Annotated in this window: 17 protein-coding genes; 11 read left to right on the plus strand and 6 right to left on the minus strand. The window is 62.1% G+C overall.

Features of this window, described 5'->3' with window-relative positions; genetic code table 11:
- Window positions 1-89: 89 nt before the first annotated feature.
- The 6 genes from GGR39_RS14735 to GGR39_RS14760 all read right to left on the minus strand — a co-directional run bounded on the left by GGR39_RS14735 (window position 90) and on the right by GGR39_RS14760 (window position 8,096).
- Entirely contained in the window at window positions 90-776 is a 687-nt protein-coding gene (locus GGR39_RS14735) for an RraA family protein (protein ID WP_183618024.1), read from the minus strand.
- Window positions 777-856: 80 nt separating this feature from the next.
- Window positions 857-1,705 carry a cyclase family protein gene (locus GGR39_RS14740; RefSeq protein ID WP_183618026.1) on the minus strand — a complete coding sequence of 283 codons (849 nt, stop codon included), beginning with the start codon at window positions 1,703-1,705 and terminating at the stop codon, window positions 857-859.
- Between the two features lie 56 nt (window positions 1,706-1,761).
- Window positions 1,762-2,985: an acyl-CoA dehydrogenase family protein gene (locus tag GGR39_RS14745; protein ID WP_183618028.1), complete on the minus strand. Its 1,224-nt coding sequence runs from the start codon at window positions 2,983-2,985 to the stop codon at window positions 1,762-1,764.
- Between the two features lie 270 nt (window positions 2,986-3,255).
- Window positions 3,256-4,038, minus strand: coding sequence for an SDR family NAD(P)-dependent oxidoreductase (locus GGR39_RS14750; protein ID WP_183618030.1), 783 nt, complete (start codon window positions 4,036-4,038; stop codon window positions 3,256-3,258).
- Window positions 4,039-4,187: 149 nt separating this feature from the next.
- Window positions 4,188-6,380, minus strand: coding sequence for a TonB-dependent receptor (locus tag GGR39_RS14755; RefSeq protein WP_221226161.1), 2,193 nt, complete (start codon window positions 6,378-6,380; stop codon window positions 4,188-4,190).
- A gap of 1,005 nt (window positions 6,381-7,385) precedes the next feature.
- Window positions 7,386-8,096, minus strand: a complete 711-nt coding sequence (locus GGR39_RS14760) for a TetR family transcriptional regulator (protein ID WP_183618034.1) — start codon at window positions 8,094-8,096, stop codon at window positions 7,386-7,388.
- Between the two features lie 543 nt (window positions 8,097-8,639).
- On the opposite strand from GGR39_RS14760, the gene GGR39_RS14765 reads away from it, so the two are divergent.
- The 11 genes from GGR39_RS14765 to GGR39_RS14815 all read left to right on the plus strand — a co-directional run bounded on the left by GGR39_RS14765 (window position 8,640) and on the right by GGR39_RS14815 (window position 20,179).
- The gene (locus tag GGR39_RS14765) at window positions 8,640-10,682 is read left to right on the plus strand and encodes a conjugal transfer protein TraG (protein ID WP_183618036.1); all 2,043 of its coding nucleotides are present in this window, start codon (window positions 8,640-8,642) and stop codon (window positions 10,680-10,682) included.
- Window positions 10,683-10,685: 3 nt separating this feature from the next.
- Window positions 10,686-11,087: a CopG family transcriptional regulator gene (locus GGR39_RS14770; protein WP_183618038.1), complete on the plus strand. Its 402-nt coding sequence runs from the start codon at window positions 10,686-10,688 to the stop codon at window positions 11,085-11,087.
- Window positions 11,084-12,070, plus strand: coding sequence for a P-type conjugative transfer ATPase TrbB (trbB, locus tag GGR39_RS14775; RefSeq protein WP_183618040.1), 987 nt, complete (start codon window positions 11,084-11,086; stop codon window positions 12,068-12,070). Before GGR39_RS14770 ends, trbB begins: the two co-directional genes overlap by 4 nt.
- 3 nt (window positions 12,071-12,073) lie before the next feature.
- A complete protein-coding gene (locus GGR39_RS14780) occupies window positions 12,074-12,412 on the plus strand; it encodes a TrbC/VirB2 family type IV secretion system protein (RefSeq protein ID WP_183618042.1) in 339 nt (112 codons plus the stop codon).
- A complete protein-coding gene (locus tag GGR39_RS14785) occupies window positions 12,409-12,681 on the plus strand; it encodes a VirB3 family type IV secretion system protein (RefSeq protein ID WP_183618044.1) in 273 nt (90 codons plus the stop codon). The genes GGR39_RS14780 and GGR39_RS14785 overlap by 4 nt, the downstream gene beginning before the upstream one ends.
- Window positions 12,675-15,134, plus strand: coding sequence for a conjugal transfer protein TrbE (gene trbE, locus GGR39_RS14790; RefSeq protein ID WP_183618046.1), 2,460 nt, complete (start codon window positions 12,675-12,677; stop codon window positions 15,132-15,134). The genes GGR39_RS14785 and trbE overlap by 7 nt, the downstream gene beginning before the upstream one ends.
- Window positions 15,134-15,889 (plus strand): P-type conjugative transfer protein TrbJ, encoded by a 756-nt coding sequence (trbJ, locus tag GGR39_RS14795; RefSeq protein WP_183618048.1) that lies wholly within the window; start codon window positions 15,134-15,136, stop codon window positions 15,887-15,889. Before trbE ends, trbJ begins: the two co-directional genes overlap by 1 nt.
- A 137-nt stretch (window positions 15,890-16,026) precedes the next feature.
- Window positions 16,027-17,340: a P-type conjugative transfer protein TrbL gene (trbL, locus tag GGR39_RS14800; RefSeq protein ID WP_183618049.1), complete on the plus strand. Its 1,314-nt coding sequence runs from the start codon at window positions 16,027-16,029 to the stop codon at window positions 17,338-17,340.
- Between the two features lie 3 nt (window positions 17,341-17,343).
- Window positions 17,344-18,165, plus strand: coding sequence for a conjugal transfer protein TrbF (trbF, locus tag GGR39_RS14805; protein ID WP_183618051.1), 822 nt, complete (start codon window positions 17,344-17,346; stop codon window positions 18,163-18,165).
- Window positions 18,162-18,998, plus strand: coding sequence for a P-type conjugative transfer protein TrbG (trbG, locus tag GGR39_RS14810; protein WP_183618053.1), 837 nt, complete (start codon window positions 18,162-18,164; stop codon window positions 18,996-18,998). The genes trbF and trbG overlap by 4 nt, the downstream gene beginning before the upstream one ends.
- Entirely contained in the window at window positions 18,995-20,179 is a 1,185-nt protein-coding gene (locus tag GGR39_RS14815; protein ID WP_183618055.1) for a TraB/TrbI/VirB10 family type IV secretion system protein, read from the plus strand. The genes trbG and GGR39_RS14815 overlap by 4 nt, the downstream gene beginning before the upstream one ends.
- Window position 20,180 lies beyond the last annotated feature (1 nt).

Below are 20,180 nucleotides of genomic sequence, written 5' to 3' on the forward strand. Positions count from 1 at the left end.
GGCAACCTTTTCGATCATGGGCACGAGAAACCGGCGCACGCAGCGCAAGCGTGTACGGTAAGGGGCGGGCCTAGGGGCAGAAACTTGGGTCAACTGTCCGGCTTTGACCAATGTTGATCGACAATACTGCCCCCTGCCCCGAGCGCAGCCTGGCTGCCTGCAGCCTTCGCAACGTGAGCGGCCCCTTGGCTGATGATTGCCTCGCACCACTCGACGTCGAAAACAATGATCCCATCGTGGTCGGCTGCGATGACATCGCCAGGCCGGACCTCCACCCCGCCGACCGTGACCGGCACATTGACCTGGCTTACCTTTAACAAATTGTATGGCCCGAGCGGTGATAATCCTCGCGAGAAAACCGGGAAATTGCGCCCGTTTATCTCGTGGGTATCGCGTGCCGCACCGTCAGTAAGCAACCCGGTTATGCCGAGGGAGCGAGACCACACCGAGAACCCATCGCCGAACACGGCGCATTCACGTATTTCCGGCGATGCTACTGCGATCCATCCGCTGCCGGCCGCCTCGAAGCCCTCGAAAACTAGCATCATTCCGCTGTATTCCAGCTTCCCAACCGTCAAAGGTGTGGGGGAGCTGACGAGGGAGACGGTCAGCGCCCGACCGACCATTTTGGAGTACGGTAGGACCGGACGGATTGCCGCATCCATCACCCGCGGCATATGGCCAAGCTCCATGATCGAATCAGCGATTAGCGCGGTAGTCATATTGTTCAACCGGCCGCGCAGCCGCTCATCCAGTCCGCCCATCACTTCCATCATAGCCTCTTCTCATTTTGTTGTTTTGCAAGATTTGGCGGTGTAATTCTCTGTGTTCCGCCTGCGCCACCTCGAGGTCCGCGTCAGACGATCAACAACGGATTGATCGGGCTCCCGCTGGCGCCCATGATCGGAAGCGGCGCGGCAATGAACATCCCACGATTCACCCCATCAGAGATCGGCTGGCGCAGATCGAGGTGTTCCAGCAGCGGTATTCCGCGGTTCACCAAAAGCTCGAGGTGCAGTTGTAGAAAAGTGGTGGACTGGCTGCTCATGATTTCGACAGCCGGATTGTCAGCCCCGATGGCAGCCACATCCCGATCGATCAAATATTCAGCGCCGCTCATCCCCAGACCTGGGACATCGTAAAGTGAGGGCGGCATCCCATTTGCCTCACCGGCAAAGTAATGGCCAAGCCAGCCGGTATGCAGCAAGACAATGTCGCCGGCGCGTATCTCGATATCCTGGCGCCGCTCGGCGGCGGCGATCATCTTCCCGGAAATCGCAACTGTTTCGTCGAGCACCGGAGCGCCCACAAGCCCCGCGAAATCGAGAAGGACCGCCCGTGACACGATGCCGCCCATCTTCTCGATCCCGCAATGCTGGGCACCATCGGCAGTCTTGAAGCTGTTGCTCGGAAAACCATTATAAAGCTTCCAGTCCGAATATACGTGGCACAGCGCATCGATGTGGGTGCCGTTATGTGTCGCTGCGATAAGCATATCAGCGTTCGGTCCAGTGCCCGAAGGAACGCCACCATTGAGATGGCGCGGTTGGTCTTGGTCATTAACCGTGGTAAGTCGTTGGGGAGGGCCGCGATGCGGGAAGATCGGCACCCCCGTGCGCTGGATCGGAATGGCCAGCGAATAGATCTTACCACGTTCGACCAGTCGGGATGCTGAGATAACCTCGTTGTGGCCGATCAGGTTCAACGCTCCGCGCTCGTCCGCTGGACCCCATCGCCCCCACCATGTGTCGGATCTCGAAGTCATGCCGGGTTCATCGGCTGCTGCAGTTCTTGCCACGCGCATTCCACGAGCGTTTGGCCAGATGTGACCAGATGAATATTGTCGATATGAAGGTGTAGTGTGGCCACTTCTGCATCACGTATCACCCGGCCTAGATTGGACGGATTGCGGAATGCCTGGCTTGCAGCCCACAGCCGGGCAAACGAGACGACCTCGTCAGCCACGCGATGAACCCAGACTGCGGCCTGATGCGCCCGTGCCCGCGTTTCGTTGCCAACGGCGCCGTCCCGTTTTGCCTGTTCGATGGCCTCCTTGTAGATTGCGATCAAATAGGCGCGTGCGCTGCGGTACTTTGCGTCTGCTTTGGCAAACTCGAAGTCGAACACGGGGTACTGATCGACTGTCGTGGGGTAGCCCCTGCGGACCTTGCCGGTTGCGATGGTGGCGACTTCCTGAAGCGCTCGCTTCATCAGCCCCAGGGTTACGGCAGAATGTCCGGCCCATGCAGACAGATCCTTGCCCAAATAGAACACGGGATCTTTGCGCACAGGTGCGGTCGAATAGGCATCGATGATATATGTGTCTGGTATGAAGGCTTCTTTGACCACAATGTCGTGGCTGCCTGTCCCCTTCAGGCCTGTTACGTCCCAGTTGCGGCTGATGACGCCCGAATCCCTGGGGGTTACTGCATAGAGCGCTTGTGGCTTGCCATCGGGGCCTTGGATGGGCTTGCCCTCTCGATCTGTCACAAGGAAGCCCAGGCCGAGCCAGGTCGCCCAGTCAGACCCGCTGCTAAAGGGCCACGTACCGGAGATCAGGTATCCACCCTCGATTTTTACCCCCGTGCCGGTCGGGGCGGCGGCACCTGCGAAGCGAGGCGTGGGTTTGCCGGTAAGAAACAGTTCGGTCGAGGATTCCAGCGGCAGGTAGCCGGCGTGCAGCAAGACGCCAATCCAATAGACCATGGTGACCCAGCCAGTTGATCCATCGGCGCGGGCAAGTTCTTCCAGAACCTCGATCATGTCGATCACCGAGCCACCGCTGCCACCGGCCGACTCCGGAACGCCTACAGCAAACAGGCCCTGCGCCTGCAGCGCATCGACCACCCCGCTTGTCAGTTTGCCGTCTGTTTCGATCCTGTTGGCGTCGCCCTCGATGAGCGGCGCCAGACACCTCGCCTTTTCGACATGGCAGGACCTCTCACTCTGAGGGGCAAGGAGAGGCCGGAGGGGTTTAATGGCCACGTGTCTTCCTTTCGTTTGATTGGGATTCGAGCCGCTTCAACCGGGACACAAGGCGGCGGTGCCAGCGAGCGCGGTGGCTCTGAAACTCACTTGGGCAGCTCTTCAAATCTGCGACCAGATTAATCGTTATCCTGACGTTATGGGCACTATTGTGAATATAGCTTTGATTCCTTTAGGTCAATGATTTGCTTGGCCACCGCGAGGCTGACGTTAGGCAACTTAGTTGGCAAACGCCGGCCCCGCTTATTCTCACGCTGGGCTGCTCATGTGTTAAGCGACAAGCCCATTGGTTCGGGCATCGCCAATAATGCCTCCTCCATCGACCATGAGGGTTTGACCAGTCATGCAGGCGGCAAGGTTCGACCCACAGAACAGCACGGCGCGCGCGATGTCATCTGGATAGGCCCCACGACCGAGCGGAATGTCTGAAAGCCCCACGGGACGGAACTCGCGTCCCAGCATCCTTGCCACGCCGGGTGCTGCGGTGCTTCCCGGGGCGACTGCCATAACGCGTATGCGGTGTTCGGCAAGTTCGAGCGCAAATGCCGGGGTCAGGCCGACGACGCCATGCTTCGCCGCGGCGTAGACACCGAGGCCCTTCTTCGCCCTAAACGCGAACATTGATGCGATATTGATAATAACGCCCTGGTCGGGCTTACAGGCGATCATCAGTCTCCCTGCGGCCTGCGTGCACAGGAAGACGCCCTTCATGTTAACTGCGATCCCGTCGTCCCACGTTGCCTCTTCGGTGTCGAGCAGCAAGGACCAGGGGAACAGGCCGGCATTGTTTACCCAGACATCAATCCCCCCGAGGATCCTTCGAGTCGCGTCACAGAAATCGCTGATGGATCTTGCGTCAGTTACGTTTAGTTCATTCGCTTGGCATATCACTCCGAAACGTGCACCCATGTGACGAGCAGTTTCTTTGGCCAGCACAAGATTGATATCCCCGATCATGACATTGGCGCCAGCCTCCGCCATGCGTCCGACGATTGCCGCGCCTATGCCTTCCGCGCCGCCCGTGACTGCGACCTGTCGGCCTTTGTAAGACATGAGTTGATCAAGGGGCCTTAAGGAGTGGTCACTGACTACCATGTAATGACTCCGATCGAATTCGGGCAGGCGACCGGGCATTCCACGCCCCGGGGCGGGATGAGGTGGGTGATCCGGGTCGGCGGCTGGCCGGCCCGGATCATCTGGGTTCAGAAGGAGTAGGATGCGGACACACCGACTTGGCGTGGCGCACCATAGATGACGGGAAGCTGGCCGGTTGACGGATTGCTGCCGACGATCACAGCATTGTTGAAGAGGTTGCGCCCGTAGATCGCGAAGCGGATCCCGTTCCTGTCGAGGTAGATTTGACCGGACAGATCCTCATAGGCATCGTTTTTGATCGTGCCGAGGTTGTCGAACTTCTGAGCGCTTGAATGATAGAGATTCGCATCCGCACCGAGCTGCCCGAAGTGGTATTCATGCGACCAACTCAATCCGATTGTACCAGATAGTTTGGGTGCCTTCAGTAGGCGCAAGCCGCTCGCATCGCCCAGTGAGGCAACGGGGGGGCCGAACCCGGCCTGGTTGAAGGTCAGAAACTGCGCCACGGGGAAATCGGCATATTTTGCCGTAGGCATGTAATTGAAGGCCACCGTGAGCCGTAGATTTTGCGTTGCCCGAACCCAGCCTTCCACATCGAATCCATCCATTTTCGCCTTAGCGGCGTTTTGCGTGGTAGCTAGCGCCACACCCGGGACGAAGGCCGTCAGCTGAAGATCCTTGTAGTCGTAGTGGTAGTAAGCCAGATTGAGGGCGTAGTCGCGTCGCGCGGTCTTGAAGCCCACTTCGTAAGCGGTCAATTTTTCAGGCCTGACTAACAAGTTAAGTGTACGGTAGGGCTCGAAGGCTCGCGGCAACTGGCCGCTCTTAAACCCTTGGCTGAAGGTGGCATAAGCACTGGTCGACGGATTGAATTCATACCGAAGCGAAGCTCTTGGCGTGAAGGAACTGTCCTGGATGCCGGGGAAATCGGTTAACGCGATGCCATTAAGACTATTCTTCGGGGTCTTTTTTTCGTTACTGTACCGGCCGCCGAGAATCAGGTGAATGTGGTCCGTCAGATCGAGATTGCCTTCGGCGTAAACCGCATAGGCCGTCGTGCGAGTGGTATCCACTGTTGCAATCACAGGGACATTGAAGTTAGTGCCCGACAAGGCTCGGGTGTCCTGCGTGGTACCAAAATCACGATAGAGAAAGGCGCCAGTGGTGAAGGAGAATATGCCGAACGTCTTTGAGGTAAAGTTTAGATCCTGCGACAGCGATTCGTGGTAATTATTGTAGTCAGGCCAGTAGGTACAGCGAAGTGCGGTAAAGCACTGCTGAGACCATGCGGCGGCCGGCCCGGTCTGTGACCGCTGGTTGACCTTGCTGTACGTGGTGACTGCGGTGAGACTGCCGACATCCAGATCAAACGTACCCTTCAGGCTTGCCGAGATTGTTTTCAGACGGAGATGCTGTGGCTTGCCCGGTATATTCGATACCTCCCAAGGGCGGGTCGGCAGAACTGCATCGGGAAATCCCGCCGCGATCGTTGCTTTGTTCAGCGCCGCTCTGTTGGAAGTAGAGTAATCATCCTGCCACGAATAAAATCCAGTCAAGAGGAACTTTGCGCGCTCACTCGGTTCGAACAGGAGCTTGCCCCGGACGCCGTAGAGGGACTGCTCGCCTGTGCGCTTGTTGCTTGCAATATCCTGCAGGAAACCCTGATTATGGCGGGCATAACCCGCAATGCTTACCGCCAGCTTGTCCTGCACCAAGGGGCCGGTGATGAAGCCGCTGCCGCTGAACTCGGTAGCATCGCGCGCCCCCCCCGTGTACAGGCCGGCTGTTCCGATGATCTTCCCGCCAAGCTCATATTTCGGTTCTTTTGTGAAGATCTGGACCGCGCCACCGGTGGCGTTGCGACCGAAGAGGGTTCCCTGCGGTCCCTTGACGACCTCGATCCGCTCGACATCAGGCAGTTCGAACTGAGCGCCAAACATGGCCGGCTGGTATGAACCGTCAAGGTAGATCGCCACCGGACTCTCGCTGCTTGACGCGAAGGAGGTGGTGGTGACTCCGCGGAGCGATGGCTGGGCGAACAGTTCATTTTGAGCAAAGTTGAGGCCTGCCACCAGCTTGCCGATGTCGCTGATGGAGCGAACGCCTGCCGCTTCGATCCGCTCGGCGCTCTGGACGCTGACCGTGACCGGGACGTCCTGAAGCTTCTCCTCCCGGCGCTGCGCCGTGACCAGAATTTCCGCGTCCGTGCTCTCGACCCTTTCGGTCTGCGCGAAAGCAGGAATGGCCGTGGAACACACGCTTGCCGCGGATGCTATAATAAATATATTTACTCCCCTCATTTCTCTCCCTTTCTATGAATATTATAAAGTTTTAGGTTTGGTAATATTTTTTATAATGATTATTATATATTTATGGGCGACCACGTGTCGGTGGAAGGCTGCCACGCCTTGATGTCACCCCTCACTTCCCGTTAGTGATACTAACGAATCGTTAGCGGATAAATGTATAAGATATGCATTATATGTTTACAAGCCCGTTAGCATTCCGCTTGAAGCGTAGGAAAAGGCTTGGTGCGCCGCAGCGGCAGAGGGGCACAAATCACCCCGCCGGACGGGAAATACCGGCTCTCGGCGATCACTGTCCCGAAGATTGCAAGTGAGCCCCCAAGGCCGAACCCGGCTTCAGTGCTGGCACCGACGGAGCGTTATAGCTAGGGCGGGACGAGTTTAGGGGGGCATATTCAGTAAGCCCCCTCCCTAGGTGTCGAGTCCCGGCAATTGGTGGACCAGCCTGACAAAGAACCGCTTTGGTCCCGAAGTTCAGATTTTGCAGATGTGTTCGAGGGTGTGAGGCCGCCGAGCACCTTAAGCCTGCGAGCGAAATTGTTAGATGCAGGGTCAACGGTTGAGTGCATAGAGGCAGTCATCCGGCGGCAACAGCGCAGTCCGCCGGAATGCGACAATCATCGCCTGTTCCACTTTTGTCAAAGTTATGGAATGAGGTGGCCTTCGGTCTGGCCTTCAGATCCTCGACGGTCGCTATCTTGGACCACTTGACTACTGTCTTCGGATCGATCTCCAAAGCCCGGCTCAACGCCGCGAGGGGAGCTTGCGATCGCTATATCGCTGCTCGGACAGCGCGCGTGGTCGTGGCGCTTTGCGCTCCCGTGACGTGCTTGCCCGATATGGCTTCCTTCCATTCAAACGAAAGGATCGCTCCATCATACTATCAGATCAATCGCCTAAAGCCCGTAAAAGGGTGACCTGCCATGAGTGGTATCGTAGTAAGATAATCTCGTCGTACCATTGCAAGCGAGCTATTCAACTTCCGCCCCGACCTCTCGGTCAGCTAAGTACTTCGTTTTCATTCAAAACGAGCCATAGCATCTTAGCGAACTGATCTAGCATTAAGCTGGCACGCTTCTTGTTCAGCTCAAACGTCACCATGAATGCAGTCTTGTTGGCCAGCGATATCATAAGAGACATGCGGAGATTGAAACGCTCCTTGTCTTTCATGGTCGAAATGACGCGCTCCATGATGTTGCCACATTCGCCCAGATGTGTGACCACATTGGTGGCATATTGCACGTCGGAACTTATCGCTTCCCAACTGGCCGCGCAGAGCTTCTCCATTCCTGTCCACATCACGACATAATCGTTCAACCAGTCCCTCACCGCAAATTGGTCGCGCACATCGATTGCATCGAGCTGCTTCAGTGCCCGATCCACTTCCGCGTTCAGGTGGTCACAAAGGAGATCGAGCAGGTCACTTTTGCTGGGAAAGTGTCGGTAAAAGGTCGGCACGGTGGTTCCAGCCAAGGCAGCAATCTTGTCGACTGTAGCTGCATAATAGCCTTGGTCCCTGAAGCATTGAAGGGCTGCATCAACCAAGCGCTGCCGCGTAAACTCCTTCAGATCGGAACGCAGCGTGACCGCCGCGAGTCCATTGGTCCGCGACGATGACTTTACCTTTGCGGCTTTTGATGCAGCTTTTGGCGGATTGTTGACATCAGTCTTACGCGCACGCGAAGTCTTTGGATTGATCTTCACTGACACTAGCTCATTTCCTTTTCTATGCAACCTGCGAACTGAAGGGACTGTTGATGTGGCCCGCAGGCTGCACTCAGAAGACGCTAACACATCGACAAGCCTTCTCAAAGCGGTGTGACTGAGAACACCACGACGCCATTAGTGAACCGCCCCGGGATTGCTGGAGGCCCTAACTTCTGAGAGGGAGGGCCACGACGAGCAAGACAACCACAAGGTTGCGCCGGAGGTTCGCGCACGGCCTGTGCGGATGGTGTCGAAGACAAAGGCAAAGGTGGTGAGGCTTTTCGAGCGCCTTTGGAAAGACGCCGTCGATCCCCGCGCTCGTGCCTAGATCGCATCGAACGTCATGTTGTTCGTATTGTGGCTCGGTTTTGTCGTCGACCCCGCGATGCAACCGACCTTTGTAAAATAGCTAGTCATCTGGGCATGTAACCGGAGTCATCACAGAGGTATCCAAAGGCACCAGCCGGTGCCTGACGAGGGGGTGCGAATTCTAATACTTTAGGGCCAACCCAAAGCGACATCCGGTCGATGCGGGCGGAGGCCTGCATGACCCCGACTAAGTTGCTCATTGGACAGTTCCTGGTGGTGCTAGCGATCGTTGTCGCGAGCATCTGGATCGCTACGCAGTGGGCAGCCGCGCAACTCGCCTATCAGCCCGAACTCGGTCCTCCGTGGTTCATCGCATTCGGCCTGCCGATCTATCGCCCATGGTCGATCTTCCCGTGGTGGTTCTCGTTCGACGCCTATGCGCCGATCATCTTCGACGAAGCAGGGGCGATCGCCGCGCTGGGCGGCTTCGTCAGCTGTGGCGCCGCGATCTTCGGATCGCTTTGGCGCGCACGCCAATCGAATAATCTCACCACCTATGGTTCGGCCCGTTGGGCGACGCACAAGGATATGAAGGCTGCCAAGCTATTCGATGATCGCGGCGTCGCGCTCGGTCGGATTGGAGACAACGATCTCCGCCACGATGGACCTGAACACGTCATGGCGTTCGCACCAACCCGCTCCGGCAAGGGCGTCGGTCTCGTTGTGCCGACGCTGCTCAGCTGGACCGGTTCGACCATCGTTCACGACATCAAGGGCGAAAACTGGCAACTGACCGCCGGCTGGCGCGCGCGCTTCTCGCACTGCTTGTTGTTCAACCCAACCGATGCCCGCTCGGCACGTTATAATCCGATGCTCGAAGTGCGGCGCGGCGTGAACGAAGTCCGCGACGTGCAGAATATCGCCGATATTCTTGTGGATCCGGAAGGCGCGCTGGAGCGTCGCAACCACTGGGAGAAAACCAGCCATTCGCTCCTGGTGGGCGCGATCCTCCATGTCCTCTACGCCGAGGAGGAGAAGACGCTCGCCCGCGTCGCGACCTTCCTTTCCGATCCACAGCGTAGTTTCGCCGCGACGCTGCGCCGGATGATGGCGACCAACCATCTCGGCACTGACGACGCGCCGTTTGTGCATCCGGTTGTCGCCTCGGCCGCCCGCGAACTCCTCAACAAGAGCGAGAACGAACGCTCGGGCGTGCTCTCAACGGCGATGTCGTTCCTCGGCCTCTACCGTGATCCCACCGTCGCGGCCGTGACCGCCGCGTCCGACTGGCGCATCGTCGATCTCGTCGAGGCCGCGCACCCAATCTCGCTCTACCTGGTCGTGCCGCCGTCCGACATCAGCCGCACAAAGCCTCTGATCCGCCTGATCCTCAACCAGATCGGCCGCCGGCTGACCGAAGAATTGCACGGCACTGGCAAGGACGGCGAAGCCGCGCGAGGCCGACACCGTCTCCTTATGATGCTCGACGAGTTCCCGGCCCTGGGGCGGCTCGACTTCTTCGAGACAAGCCTCGCCTTCCTTGCCGGTTATGGCGTGCGCGCCTTCCTGATCGCGCAGAGCCTCAACCAGATCGAGAAGGCCTATGGCGAGCACAACGCCATCCTCGACAATTGCCATGTGCGTATCGCGTTCGCCACCAACGACGAGCGCACCGCCAAGCGGATATCGGATGCGCTCGGTACCGCTACTGAGCAGCGCGCTATGCGCAACTATGCGGGGCACCGGCTCGCGCCCTGGCTGGCGCATGTGATGGTCAGCCGACAGGAGACCGCCCGCGCCCTGCTGACCCCGGGCGAGGTGATGCAGCTCGCGCCCACCGACGAGCTGGTGCTGATCTCGGGTCACCCGCCGATCCGCGCCAAGAAGCTGCGTTACTATGAGGACCGCCGCTACGCCGCCCGCGTTCTGCCCGCGCCGGTTCTAGATTCCGCAGGTTATCGCGACCTACCGGCTGCGCGCGCTGACGACTGGGCCGGTCAGGTTCGCGGCGCCGATATGCGCCTCGTCAGAAGCGCCGATACCGAAGAGGACGCTGATGCTGGAGGCCTCGAACAAGCCCGTCATCCTGCTCATGAGATCGTGCCGACCATCGTGGTGGAGCCAGACATCGCCGACCCGCTCGGGCTCGGCGAGGATGACGGTGACCAAGCGGCCGAGCGCCGCGCGATGGACCGCGTCCAGCAGCTCGGCACCGCCCGCACTGTCTATGGCCTCGATGCCGCCTCGGGCCGGCCCGACGATCTGCAGCTGGGGTTCTGACCGATGGAAAAGGTCCGCCACCAGCTGTTCCTGCCGAAGCCGCTCTCCGACCGGCTCGAAGCGCTCGCCGCAAAGCCCGGCGCCAGCAAATCGGCGATCCTCGTCGATGCCGTCACTGCCTGGCTCAATCGGCGCGGCGCATCGGAGCTGGAGGATCGGTTCTCGATCCGGCTCGACCGGCTGACGCAAGCGATCGGCCGGGTCGATCGCGACGCCTATGTTATCCTCGAGACGCTGGCGCTGTTCGTCCGGTTCGAACTCGCGATCCAGACACCGCTTGCAGAGAACGACCAAGCCGGCAGAGCGCTCGGCGCCAAGCGGTTCGAAGCCTTCGTGACGCAGGTGGGTCGACAGGTGTCGACGGGGCGGCGCACGCTCGGCACCGCGGCGGAGGATGGCGAATGACCGCCAGCCTCTCCGCCGAACGCCGTCGTCGCATGCTGATCACGGCGCTCGGGACCGACATCGCCGCAGCTATGCGCGATCCACTGGTCATCGAGATCATGGTCAATCCCGACGGCGCGCTTCGGCTCGACCGCCTCGGCGAAGGTCGCACTGACACGGAGGTGCGGATGGAGCCGGATCAGGTCGAGCGCATCATTCGGCTGGTCGCAAGCCATGCGCGCGCCGAAGTCCATGCCGAGCATCCGATCATCTCGGCCGAGCTGCCGCCCCATATCGAGGGCCGTGCCGGCGAGCGTTTCGAAGGCGTGCTGCCGCCGGTCTCGTCGGCGCCTTGCTTCTCGATCCGCAAGCCCGCGCAGAAGCTGCACACGCTCGACGACTATATCGCCGACGGGCTGATGACGGAGCGCCAAGCCGACACGCTGCGCGCTGCGGTCACCCAACGCTATAATATCCTCGTCGCCGGCGGGACCAGCTCGGGCAAGACGACACTCGCCAATGCGCTGCTTGCCGAGATGGCTTGGGTCGATAGCCGCGTCATCCTGATCGAGGACACGCGCGAGCTGCAATGTACGCTGCCCGACACGGTGGCGCTTCGCACCCGCCCGCCGCATGTATCGATGACCGAGCTGGTGCGCTCGACCATGCGCTTGCGCCCCGACCGCATCGTCGTCGGCGAGGTCCGCGGCCCAGAAGCGCTCGACATGCTGAAGGCATGGAACACCGGCCATCCCGGCGGGATCGCAACGGTCCATGCCAACAGCGCGATCGCGGCGCTCTATCGCATCGAACAGCTCGTGCAGGAAGCGGTGGTCACCGTGCCGCGCCAGCTGATCGCCGAAGCCATCGACATCGTCGTCTTCATCTCCGGGCGCGGAGTCGACCGCCGTGTCTCGACCATCGCGCGCGTCGCCGGACTCGACCCCGACACCGGCACTTACGCGCTCGCCGACCTCCCCAAGCCCAACCCCAAGGAGACCTAACCTATGACGCGCAACCTCAATCGACTGCCGATCAACCGACACCTGCTTGCAGGTGCCGCCATCGGCCTCGCGCTCACCTTCGCGACCCAAGTCCAGGCCGCCGGCTCCGGCATGCCGTGGGAGCAGCCGCTCCAGCAGGTTCTGGAGTCCGTGCAAGGACCGGTCGCCAAGATCGTCGCCGTCATCATCATTATCGTCACTGGCCTGACGCTCGCGTTCGGCGAGACCGCGGGCGGGTTCCGGCGGCTGATCCAGATCGTGTTCGGCCTGTCGATCGCGTTCGCCGCGTCGAGCTTCTTCCTGTCCTTCTTCAGCTTCGGCGGCGGGGCGCTGATCGCATGATTGGCGGCGGCCAGCATATCGACGGCTTCGAAGTGCCGATCCACGGCTCGCTCGGTTCGCCGCTGCTGCTCGGTGGCGCGCCACGTGGGCTGGCGATCGTCAACGGGACGCTGGCCGCCGCGGTCGGCCTCGGCCTCCAGCAATGGGTGGCCGGGGTGCTGCTCTGGGCGGTCGGCCACAGCATCGCCGTGGTGGCCGCTCGCCGTGATCCCAGCTTCGCGCCTGTCCTCCTGCGCCATATCCGTCAGAAGGGATATTTCGCATGCTGAGCCTGCGGGAGTATCGCGACAGCGCCGAACGGCTCGCCGATCATCTGCCCTGGGCGGCACTCGTCGCGCCGGGCGTGGTGCTGAACAAGGACGGGAGCTTCCTGCGGGTACTAGCTTTCCGCGGCCCCGATCTAGAGTCAGCGACCGAAGCCGAGCTGGTCGGCGCCTGCGCGCGGGCGAACAATGCCCTCAAGAGATTTGGCAGTGGCTGGGCGCTGTTCTTCGACGCCGAGCGGCGGGAAGCGCTTGCCTATCCCGACAGCGCCTTTCCCGACGCGGCGAGCTGGCTGATCGATGGCGAAAGGCAGGCCGCGTTCGAGGCCGAGGGCGCCCATTTCGAGAGCCGTTACCACCTGACCCTGACCTGGCTGCCCCCGGCCGACACGACCGATCGCGCGGGCCGGAGCCTCGTCGAGCGTCCGGACGGCGACCGGGAACGCGATTGGCCCGGCGCACTGGAGAGCTTCGTCGCCGAGACCGACCGCGTGTTGGATCTGCTGTCAGGCTTCATGGCGGATGTACGTCCGCTCGACGACAGCGAGACGCTGACCTTCCTCCACGGCACGATCTCTGATCGCCGCCACCCCGTCGCCGCGCCCGACACGCCAATGTATCTCGATGGCGTCCTCGCCGATACGCCGCTGGTCGGCGGGCTGGAGCCAAAACTCGGCGATCTGCATGTCCGCACGTTGACAGTGCTCGGTTTCCCGAGCCTGAGCCGACCCGGCATCCTCGACGCGCTCAATCATCAGGATTTCGGCTACCGCTGGGTCACGCGCTTCATCGCGCTCGACAAGACGTTGGCGACCAAGACACTAACATCGCTGCGACGCCAGTGGTTCAACAAGCGCAAGTCGGTCACCGCGCTGCTGCGCGAGGTGCTCTATAATTCGCCGGCGCAGCTGCTCGACAGCGATGCCGACAATAAGGTCGTCGATGCCGACCAGGCGCTGCAGGTGCTCGGCGGCGACCATGTCGCATTCGGTTATCTGACCACGACGATCACGGTGACGGATCGCAGCCGGGGGGTAGTGGAGGACAAGGTCCGCGCGGTCGAGCGCATCGTCAACGGCCTCGGCTTCACCTGCGTGCGCGAGACCGTCAATGCGGTCGAAGCCTGGCTCTCGTCGCTGCCGGGCCATGTCTATGCCAATGTCCGGCAGCCGCTGGTGCATACCCTCAACCTCGCGCATCTGATGCCGCTGTCGTCGGTCTGGGCCGGCCCGGTGCGCAACGGCCACCTCGACGGCCCGCCGCTGCTGGTCGGAAAGACCGCGGGCTCGACGCCGTTCCGGCTCTCCACCCATGTCGGCGATGTCGGGCACATGATGGTCGTGGGACCGACCGGCGCCGGCAAGTCGGTCCTGCTGAGCCTCATCGCACTCCAGTTCCGCCGCTACCCAGGCGCGCAGGTCTATATCTTCGACAAGGGTAACAGCGCCCGCGCCGCGGTGCTGGCGATGGGCGGTGCGCACCATGCGCTCGGATCGGCCGAGACAGACGGCGAGACGCTCGCCTTCCAGCCGCTCGCCAATATCGACGATGCGGGCGAACGCAGCTGGGCGTCCGAATGGATCGCGGCGCTGCTGGCACACGAGAATGTCGCCGTCACGCCGGAGGTGAAGGACGCGATCTGGACGGCGCTCGGCAGCCTGGCCTCCGCGCCGCGCGAGGAGCGGACGATGACCGGCCTCGCGCTGCTGCTTCAGTCGAACGCGCTGCGCATCGCGCTCCAGCCCTATACGCTCGAAGGACCGCACGGCCGGCTGCTCGACGCCGCCGAACAGCATCTCGCGCTGGCCGATGTCCAATGCTTTGAGACAGAGGCACTGATGGGCCAGACCGGGGCGGTCGCGCCCGTGCTGACTTATCTCTTCCACCGGCTGGAGGAGCGGTTCGACGGGCGGCCGACACTGCTGATCCTCGACGAAGCCTGGATATTTCTTGATCACCCGCTGTTCGCCGCGCGTATCCGCGAATGGCTGAAGGTGCTGCGCAAGAAGAATGTCGCGGTGCTGTTCGCGACGCAGAGCCTCGCCGATATCGCAGGCTCGGCGATCGCACCCGCCATTATCGAAAGCTGCCCGCAGCGCATCCTGCTGCCCAATGATCGCGCGATCGAGCCGCAGGGCCATGACATCTATGCGCGCTTTGGCCTCAACGACCGACAGATCGAGCTGATCGCGCGCGCGACGCCCAAGCGCCATTATTACCTCCAGTCCGCGCGCGGCAATCGACTGTTCGAGCTTGGGCTAGGCCCCATAGCCCTGACGCTGTGCGGTTCGTCGGACCCGGCTGCGCAGGCCCGGATCGATGCAGCAATCGCCGAACACGGCCGCGACCGCTTCACCGAAGCCTTCCTGCGCGATGCCGGCCTCGACTGGGCAGCCGATCTCGCCGCCGATTTTCCCGGTCCTCCCGATCCCCAAGCCCCCCAAGAAGGAGAAGAATGATGCGCATCCCCACCAGACAGCACCTGATCGCGGCCGCGCTCGGCCTCGGCGCGTGCGGTTCGCTCGGCATGGGCGTGATGACGATGACGGCAACGCCGGCCCATGCGCAGTTCGGCGGGATCGTGTTCGATCCCAGTAACTATGCGCAGAATATCCTGACTGCCGCGCGCACGCTCCAGAGCGTCAACCAGCAGATTCAGCAGCTGCAGAACGAGGCGCAGATGCTGGTCAACATGGGCAAGAACCTGACCCGCATCGACTTCCCGCAGCTCGATGCCTTGAAGCAGAAGCTCGCCGAGATTGATCGGCTGATGGGTCGGGCACAGGCGATCGACTTCAAGGTCTCCCAGCTCGACGGCAAATTCGCCAATCTGTTTCCGCAGGACTTCTCGTCTGTCCTGCGCACTGATGCCCGCGTTCGTGATGCCCGCGCGCGCCTTGACGCCAGCATGGGCGCGTTTCGTCAGACCATGACCGTCCAAGCGCAGGTCGTCGAAAACATCCAGTCCGACACACAGGCACTCGCCGATATCGTCGCGCGCAGTCAGGGCGCGGAAGGGTCGCTCCAGGCACAGCAGGCGACCAACCAGCTTCTCGCGCTCACTGCCAAGCAGCAGTTCCAGCTCCAGCACATGATGGCCGCGCAGTTCCGTAGCGAGGCGGTCGAGCAGGCACGGCGCGCGACGCAGGCGGCGGAAGCCCGCGCGGCGACCAAGAAGTTCCTCGGCTCCGGATCGGCCTACACGCCGCGATAGCCCCCTCGCGGCCCTGAGCCGATCCGGAAAAGCGGTCGGCGGTCCGCCCCTTAATACCGCCGATCGCCGTCGCGGGGCGCAGCCCGCTCCCCCGCTGTGCCCCGCTACATCTTCAAGTTCCAGCAGGAAGATCAGCCTTGAACGACCTGAATGTTATCGACCGCTTCCTGCAGGCGTTCATCACCTACATCGACAGCGGATTCGGGCTGCTTGGGCCGGACGTCGGCTTTCTGACCTCGACGCTGATCGGGATCGACATCACGCTAGCCGGTCTGTTCTGGGCGATGGGAGGCGAGGACAATGTCATCGGACGCTTCCTACGCAAGATCCTCTATATCGGCGCGTTCGCGTTCATCCTGAACAGCTTCTCGACACTCGCCGACATCATATTTCGCTCGTTCGCGCAGGCTGGCCTGACGGCAGGCGGCGGAGCCATGACGGCCGCCGATCTTCTCAAGCCCGGTCGATTGGCCGGCACGGGATTCTCGGCGGCATGGCCGCTGCTCGAACAGGCCAGCGATATGGTCGGGTTCACGACCTTCTTCGACAATTTCCTGACGATCATGGTGCTGCTGTTCGCCTGGGCGCTCGTGATCGTCGCCTTCTTCATCCTCGCAGTGCAGATGTTCGTCTGCATCGTCGAGTTCAAACTCACCAGCCTCGCCGGCTTCATCCTCGTGCCGTTCGCCCTGTGGAACCGCACCAGCTTCCTCGCCGAGCGCGTGCTCGGCAACGTGGTCAGCTCCGGCATCAAGGTGATGGTGCTCGCCGTGATCGTCGGAATCGGCTCCAATTTCTTCACCGAGTTCACCGACGCGCTCCAGGGCCAGGAACCCGATATCGGGCAGGCCATGAGCCTTGTGCTCGCCAGCCTGTCGCTGTTTGGGCTCGGCATCTTCGGCCCGTCGATCGCATCCGGGCTCGTCTCCGGCGCACCGCAACTCGGCGCCGGAGCCGCACTCGGCACAACGCTTGGCGCGGCCGGTGTGACGATGCTCGCGGGCGGCGCGGCCGTCGGCGGAGCGCGCGCGCTCGGCGGCGCGGCGTTGGGTGCGGTCCGCTCCGGCACAGCGATGGGGTCGGCGGCATCGACAGCCTACCAGCTAGGCAAGGAAACCGGGGCCACGCCCTCGGTGGGCGCCGGTCTCGGTGGCGTGGCGCGCGCTGCGGGAAGTGCCGCGCGGGCGCGCGTGAGTAGCGCGCTCGGGTTAAGTGAAGCCGCAGCCGGCGGGCGGCAAGCGGCGTGGAATGCACTCAACCAGAACTCTCCGTCGCCGTCGTCGGGTGGACCGGGCGGCGGCGGGGAGACCAGCGGCACGCCCGCCTGGGCGCGCGCGATGCGCGAGCAGCAGACCAATCGGCACCACCGCCAGGTCGCGATCCACGCGCTTCAGCAAGGCGACCGCGGCGGTGCCTCCGCCACTCCCGATATCAAGGAAAGGAACGACTAAGCCATGTTCTTCAAGCGAAGTGCGCAGCGCTACGGGCGCACGCCACCTCCCGAGACGCCATATCAGCGTGCCGGGCAACTCTGGGACGAGCGGATCGGCTCGGCACGGGTGCAGGCGCGCAACTGGCGGCTGATGGCGTTCGGATGCCTCGCACTGACCGCAGGCACTTCGGCAGGTCTCGCATGGCAGTCGCTGCAGAGCCGCGTGACACCTTATGTCGTGGAGGTCGATCGGCTCGGCGAGGCGCGCGCGGTGCAGGCGGCCGATGCCGCCTATCAGCCGACCGATCCGCAGGTCGCGTGGCACCTCTCGCACTTCATCACCAACATCCGATCGGTATCGCTCGACCCGGTGCTGATGCGGCGCGATTGGCTGGAAGCCTATGACTTCGCGACCAAGCGCGGCGCGCAGTTCCTCGGCGAATATGCCCGATCGGCATCGCCGTTCGCCAATGTCGGCGAGCGCACAGTGTCGGTGCAGGTGACCAGCGTCGTTCGCGCCTCGGAAAAGTCGTTCCAGGTGAAATGGACGGAGACGGCGTTCGAGCGCGGGTCGCAGGCTGGGATTAGTCGCTGGACCGCCATCCTTACGACCGTCATTCGTCCGCCCGTCTCGGCCGATGTGCTGCGCAAGAACCCACTCGGCATCTATGTCGACGCGATCGACTGGAGCCGCGAGCTCGACACGGCTTCGCCATCGCCGCAGGCGACCAGGCCGGCACCGCAACCAGAGCCGAACCTACCGCTCGGGTCGCCGCTCGATCCCACGCTCGACAGCCAGTCGAGCGCGCCAAGCCTGTTCAATTCGCAGGAGAAGAACCCATGAAGGCCACAATTCTGCCGGCGATCGCCGGAATGCTTCTCTCGTGTCCTGCGCTCGCGCAGGAGCGCCCCGTATCACCGCTCAAGACCGTCCGCTCGGCAACACGCAACGCCACGATCGAGCCGGCTTCGACCGGGTTCGTCAGCGGGGCGCAGGTCTATCCGTTCAGCGATGGCACGATTTTTCAGGTCTATGCCGCGCCCGGGCTCGTCACCGACATCATGCTCCAGCCTGGCGAGAATCTCGTCGCGGTCGCAAGCGGCGATACCGCTCGCTGGGTGATTGGCGACACGACGAGCGGTTCGGGGGATGGCAAACAGACACATGTTCTGGTGAAGCCGTTCTCGGCCGGATTGCTCACTAACCTCGTCATCACGACTGACAGGCGCGCATATCATGTCCGGCTGGTCAGCACCTCGGCGACAGCTTTGTCTTCGATGCGGTGGACCTATCCGCAAGACGAGCTGCTGGCGCTGAGGCGGAAAGCGGACGCCGCCCAGGCCATCGCTCCAGTGGCTACGGGTCTGGCGATCGAGCAGCTTCATTTCAACTATACGATCAGCGGCGATCGGCCGGCGTGGCGCCCGCTGCGCGTCTTCGACGATGGGTCGAAAACCTATGTCGAGTTCCCTGCGTCACTCGCCAATGGCGAGGCGCCGCCGCTGTTCGTCGTCGGGGCGGACGGCAAGGCGGAGCTGGTCAACTATCGGCTGCGTGATCGCTTCTACATCGTCGACCGGATTTTCGACGCTGCCGAACTGCGGCTCGGTCTCAAGAAACAGCAGATCGTCCGCATTGATCGCGTGTCGCGTCCCGCGAAGCGGAGGGGCGCATGACCGACACGCCCGTCACCGACCCGCCGATCACGACGCCGAAGGTCGATCCCGAAACGCTGAGCATCCGGTCGCGGCCGGCACGGGCAATCCGGTTCCGTCGGGGTGCCATCATCGGCGCTGCGGCACTCGGCTCGGCCAGCCTGATCGGCGTCGCATGGATGGCATTGAAGCCGCAGGTGTTCCGGCAAGTTGCCCAAGAAAGCGAGCTGTCCCAGCCGATGGCGAAGCCGGCTTCGGATGCGCTGTCGGGATTGCCGGCCAGCTACGGCGAAGCGCCCAAGCTAGGCCCGCCATTGCCGGGCGATCTCGGCCGACCGATCCTTCGCGCGCAAGAGAGGGCCGAGGCGACTGCGGCGCCCACCTCGGTCGATACCGAGGCGGCGGCTCGTCAGCAGCGACTTGCCGAGATCAAGGCAGCGCGGGAATCCGGATTGATGGCGCAGACCACGACCGGCCGGGGACCAGCTGCACCGACAGCATCTGATGGTGCGCCGTCCTCGACAGACGCGCAAACCGCGAGTTCGACGCCGACTAGCACCCGGAAGGAGCAGTTCGCCACGACCCGCGACACTGGCAGCGATCTCAACTCAGGCGGGCTGGTGCCTCCCGTATCACCCAACAGCCTGCTTTCCGGGAGCGTGATCGCGGCGAGCCTCATTACGGGGCTCAATTCCGACCTGCCGGGGATGGTCACAGCGCAAGTGACCCAGAACGTCTTCGATACCGTCACAGGCAATATCCTGCTCGTGCCGCAGGGTGCCCGGCTGATTGGCAAGTATGATTCTGTTGTCGCGTTCGGGCAGCGACGGGCGTTGGTCATCTGGCAGCGCCTAATCCTGCCCGACGGCAGTGCGGTCCGGCTAGATAACATGCCGGCGACCGATGCCGGCGGATATGCCGGTATCGCTGACAAGGTGGATTTCCATACTTGGACGCTGCTTAAGGGAGTGGCGATCGCAACATTGCTCGGCGGCGGTTCTGAGGTGACGATCAGTGGCGAGAATGACCTCGTGCAGGCCATTCGTCAGTCCGCGCAGACAAATACGGCGCGTGCTGGCGACCAGATTACGCAGCGGAACCTCGATATCCAACCGACAATCACGATCCGCCCCGGCGCGCCCGTGCGCGTGCTGGTGACCCGGGATCTCATTCTCGCGCCTTGGCGCGGAAAGGTAAGCTAAC

This window comes from Novosphingobium fluoreni (genome assembly GCF_014196615.1).
In the GTDB taxonomy this organism is placed as follows: Bacteria; Pseudomonadota; Alphaproteobacteria; order Sphingomonadales; family Sphingomonadaceae; genus Novosphingobium; species Novosphingobium fluoreni.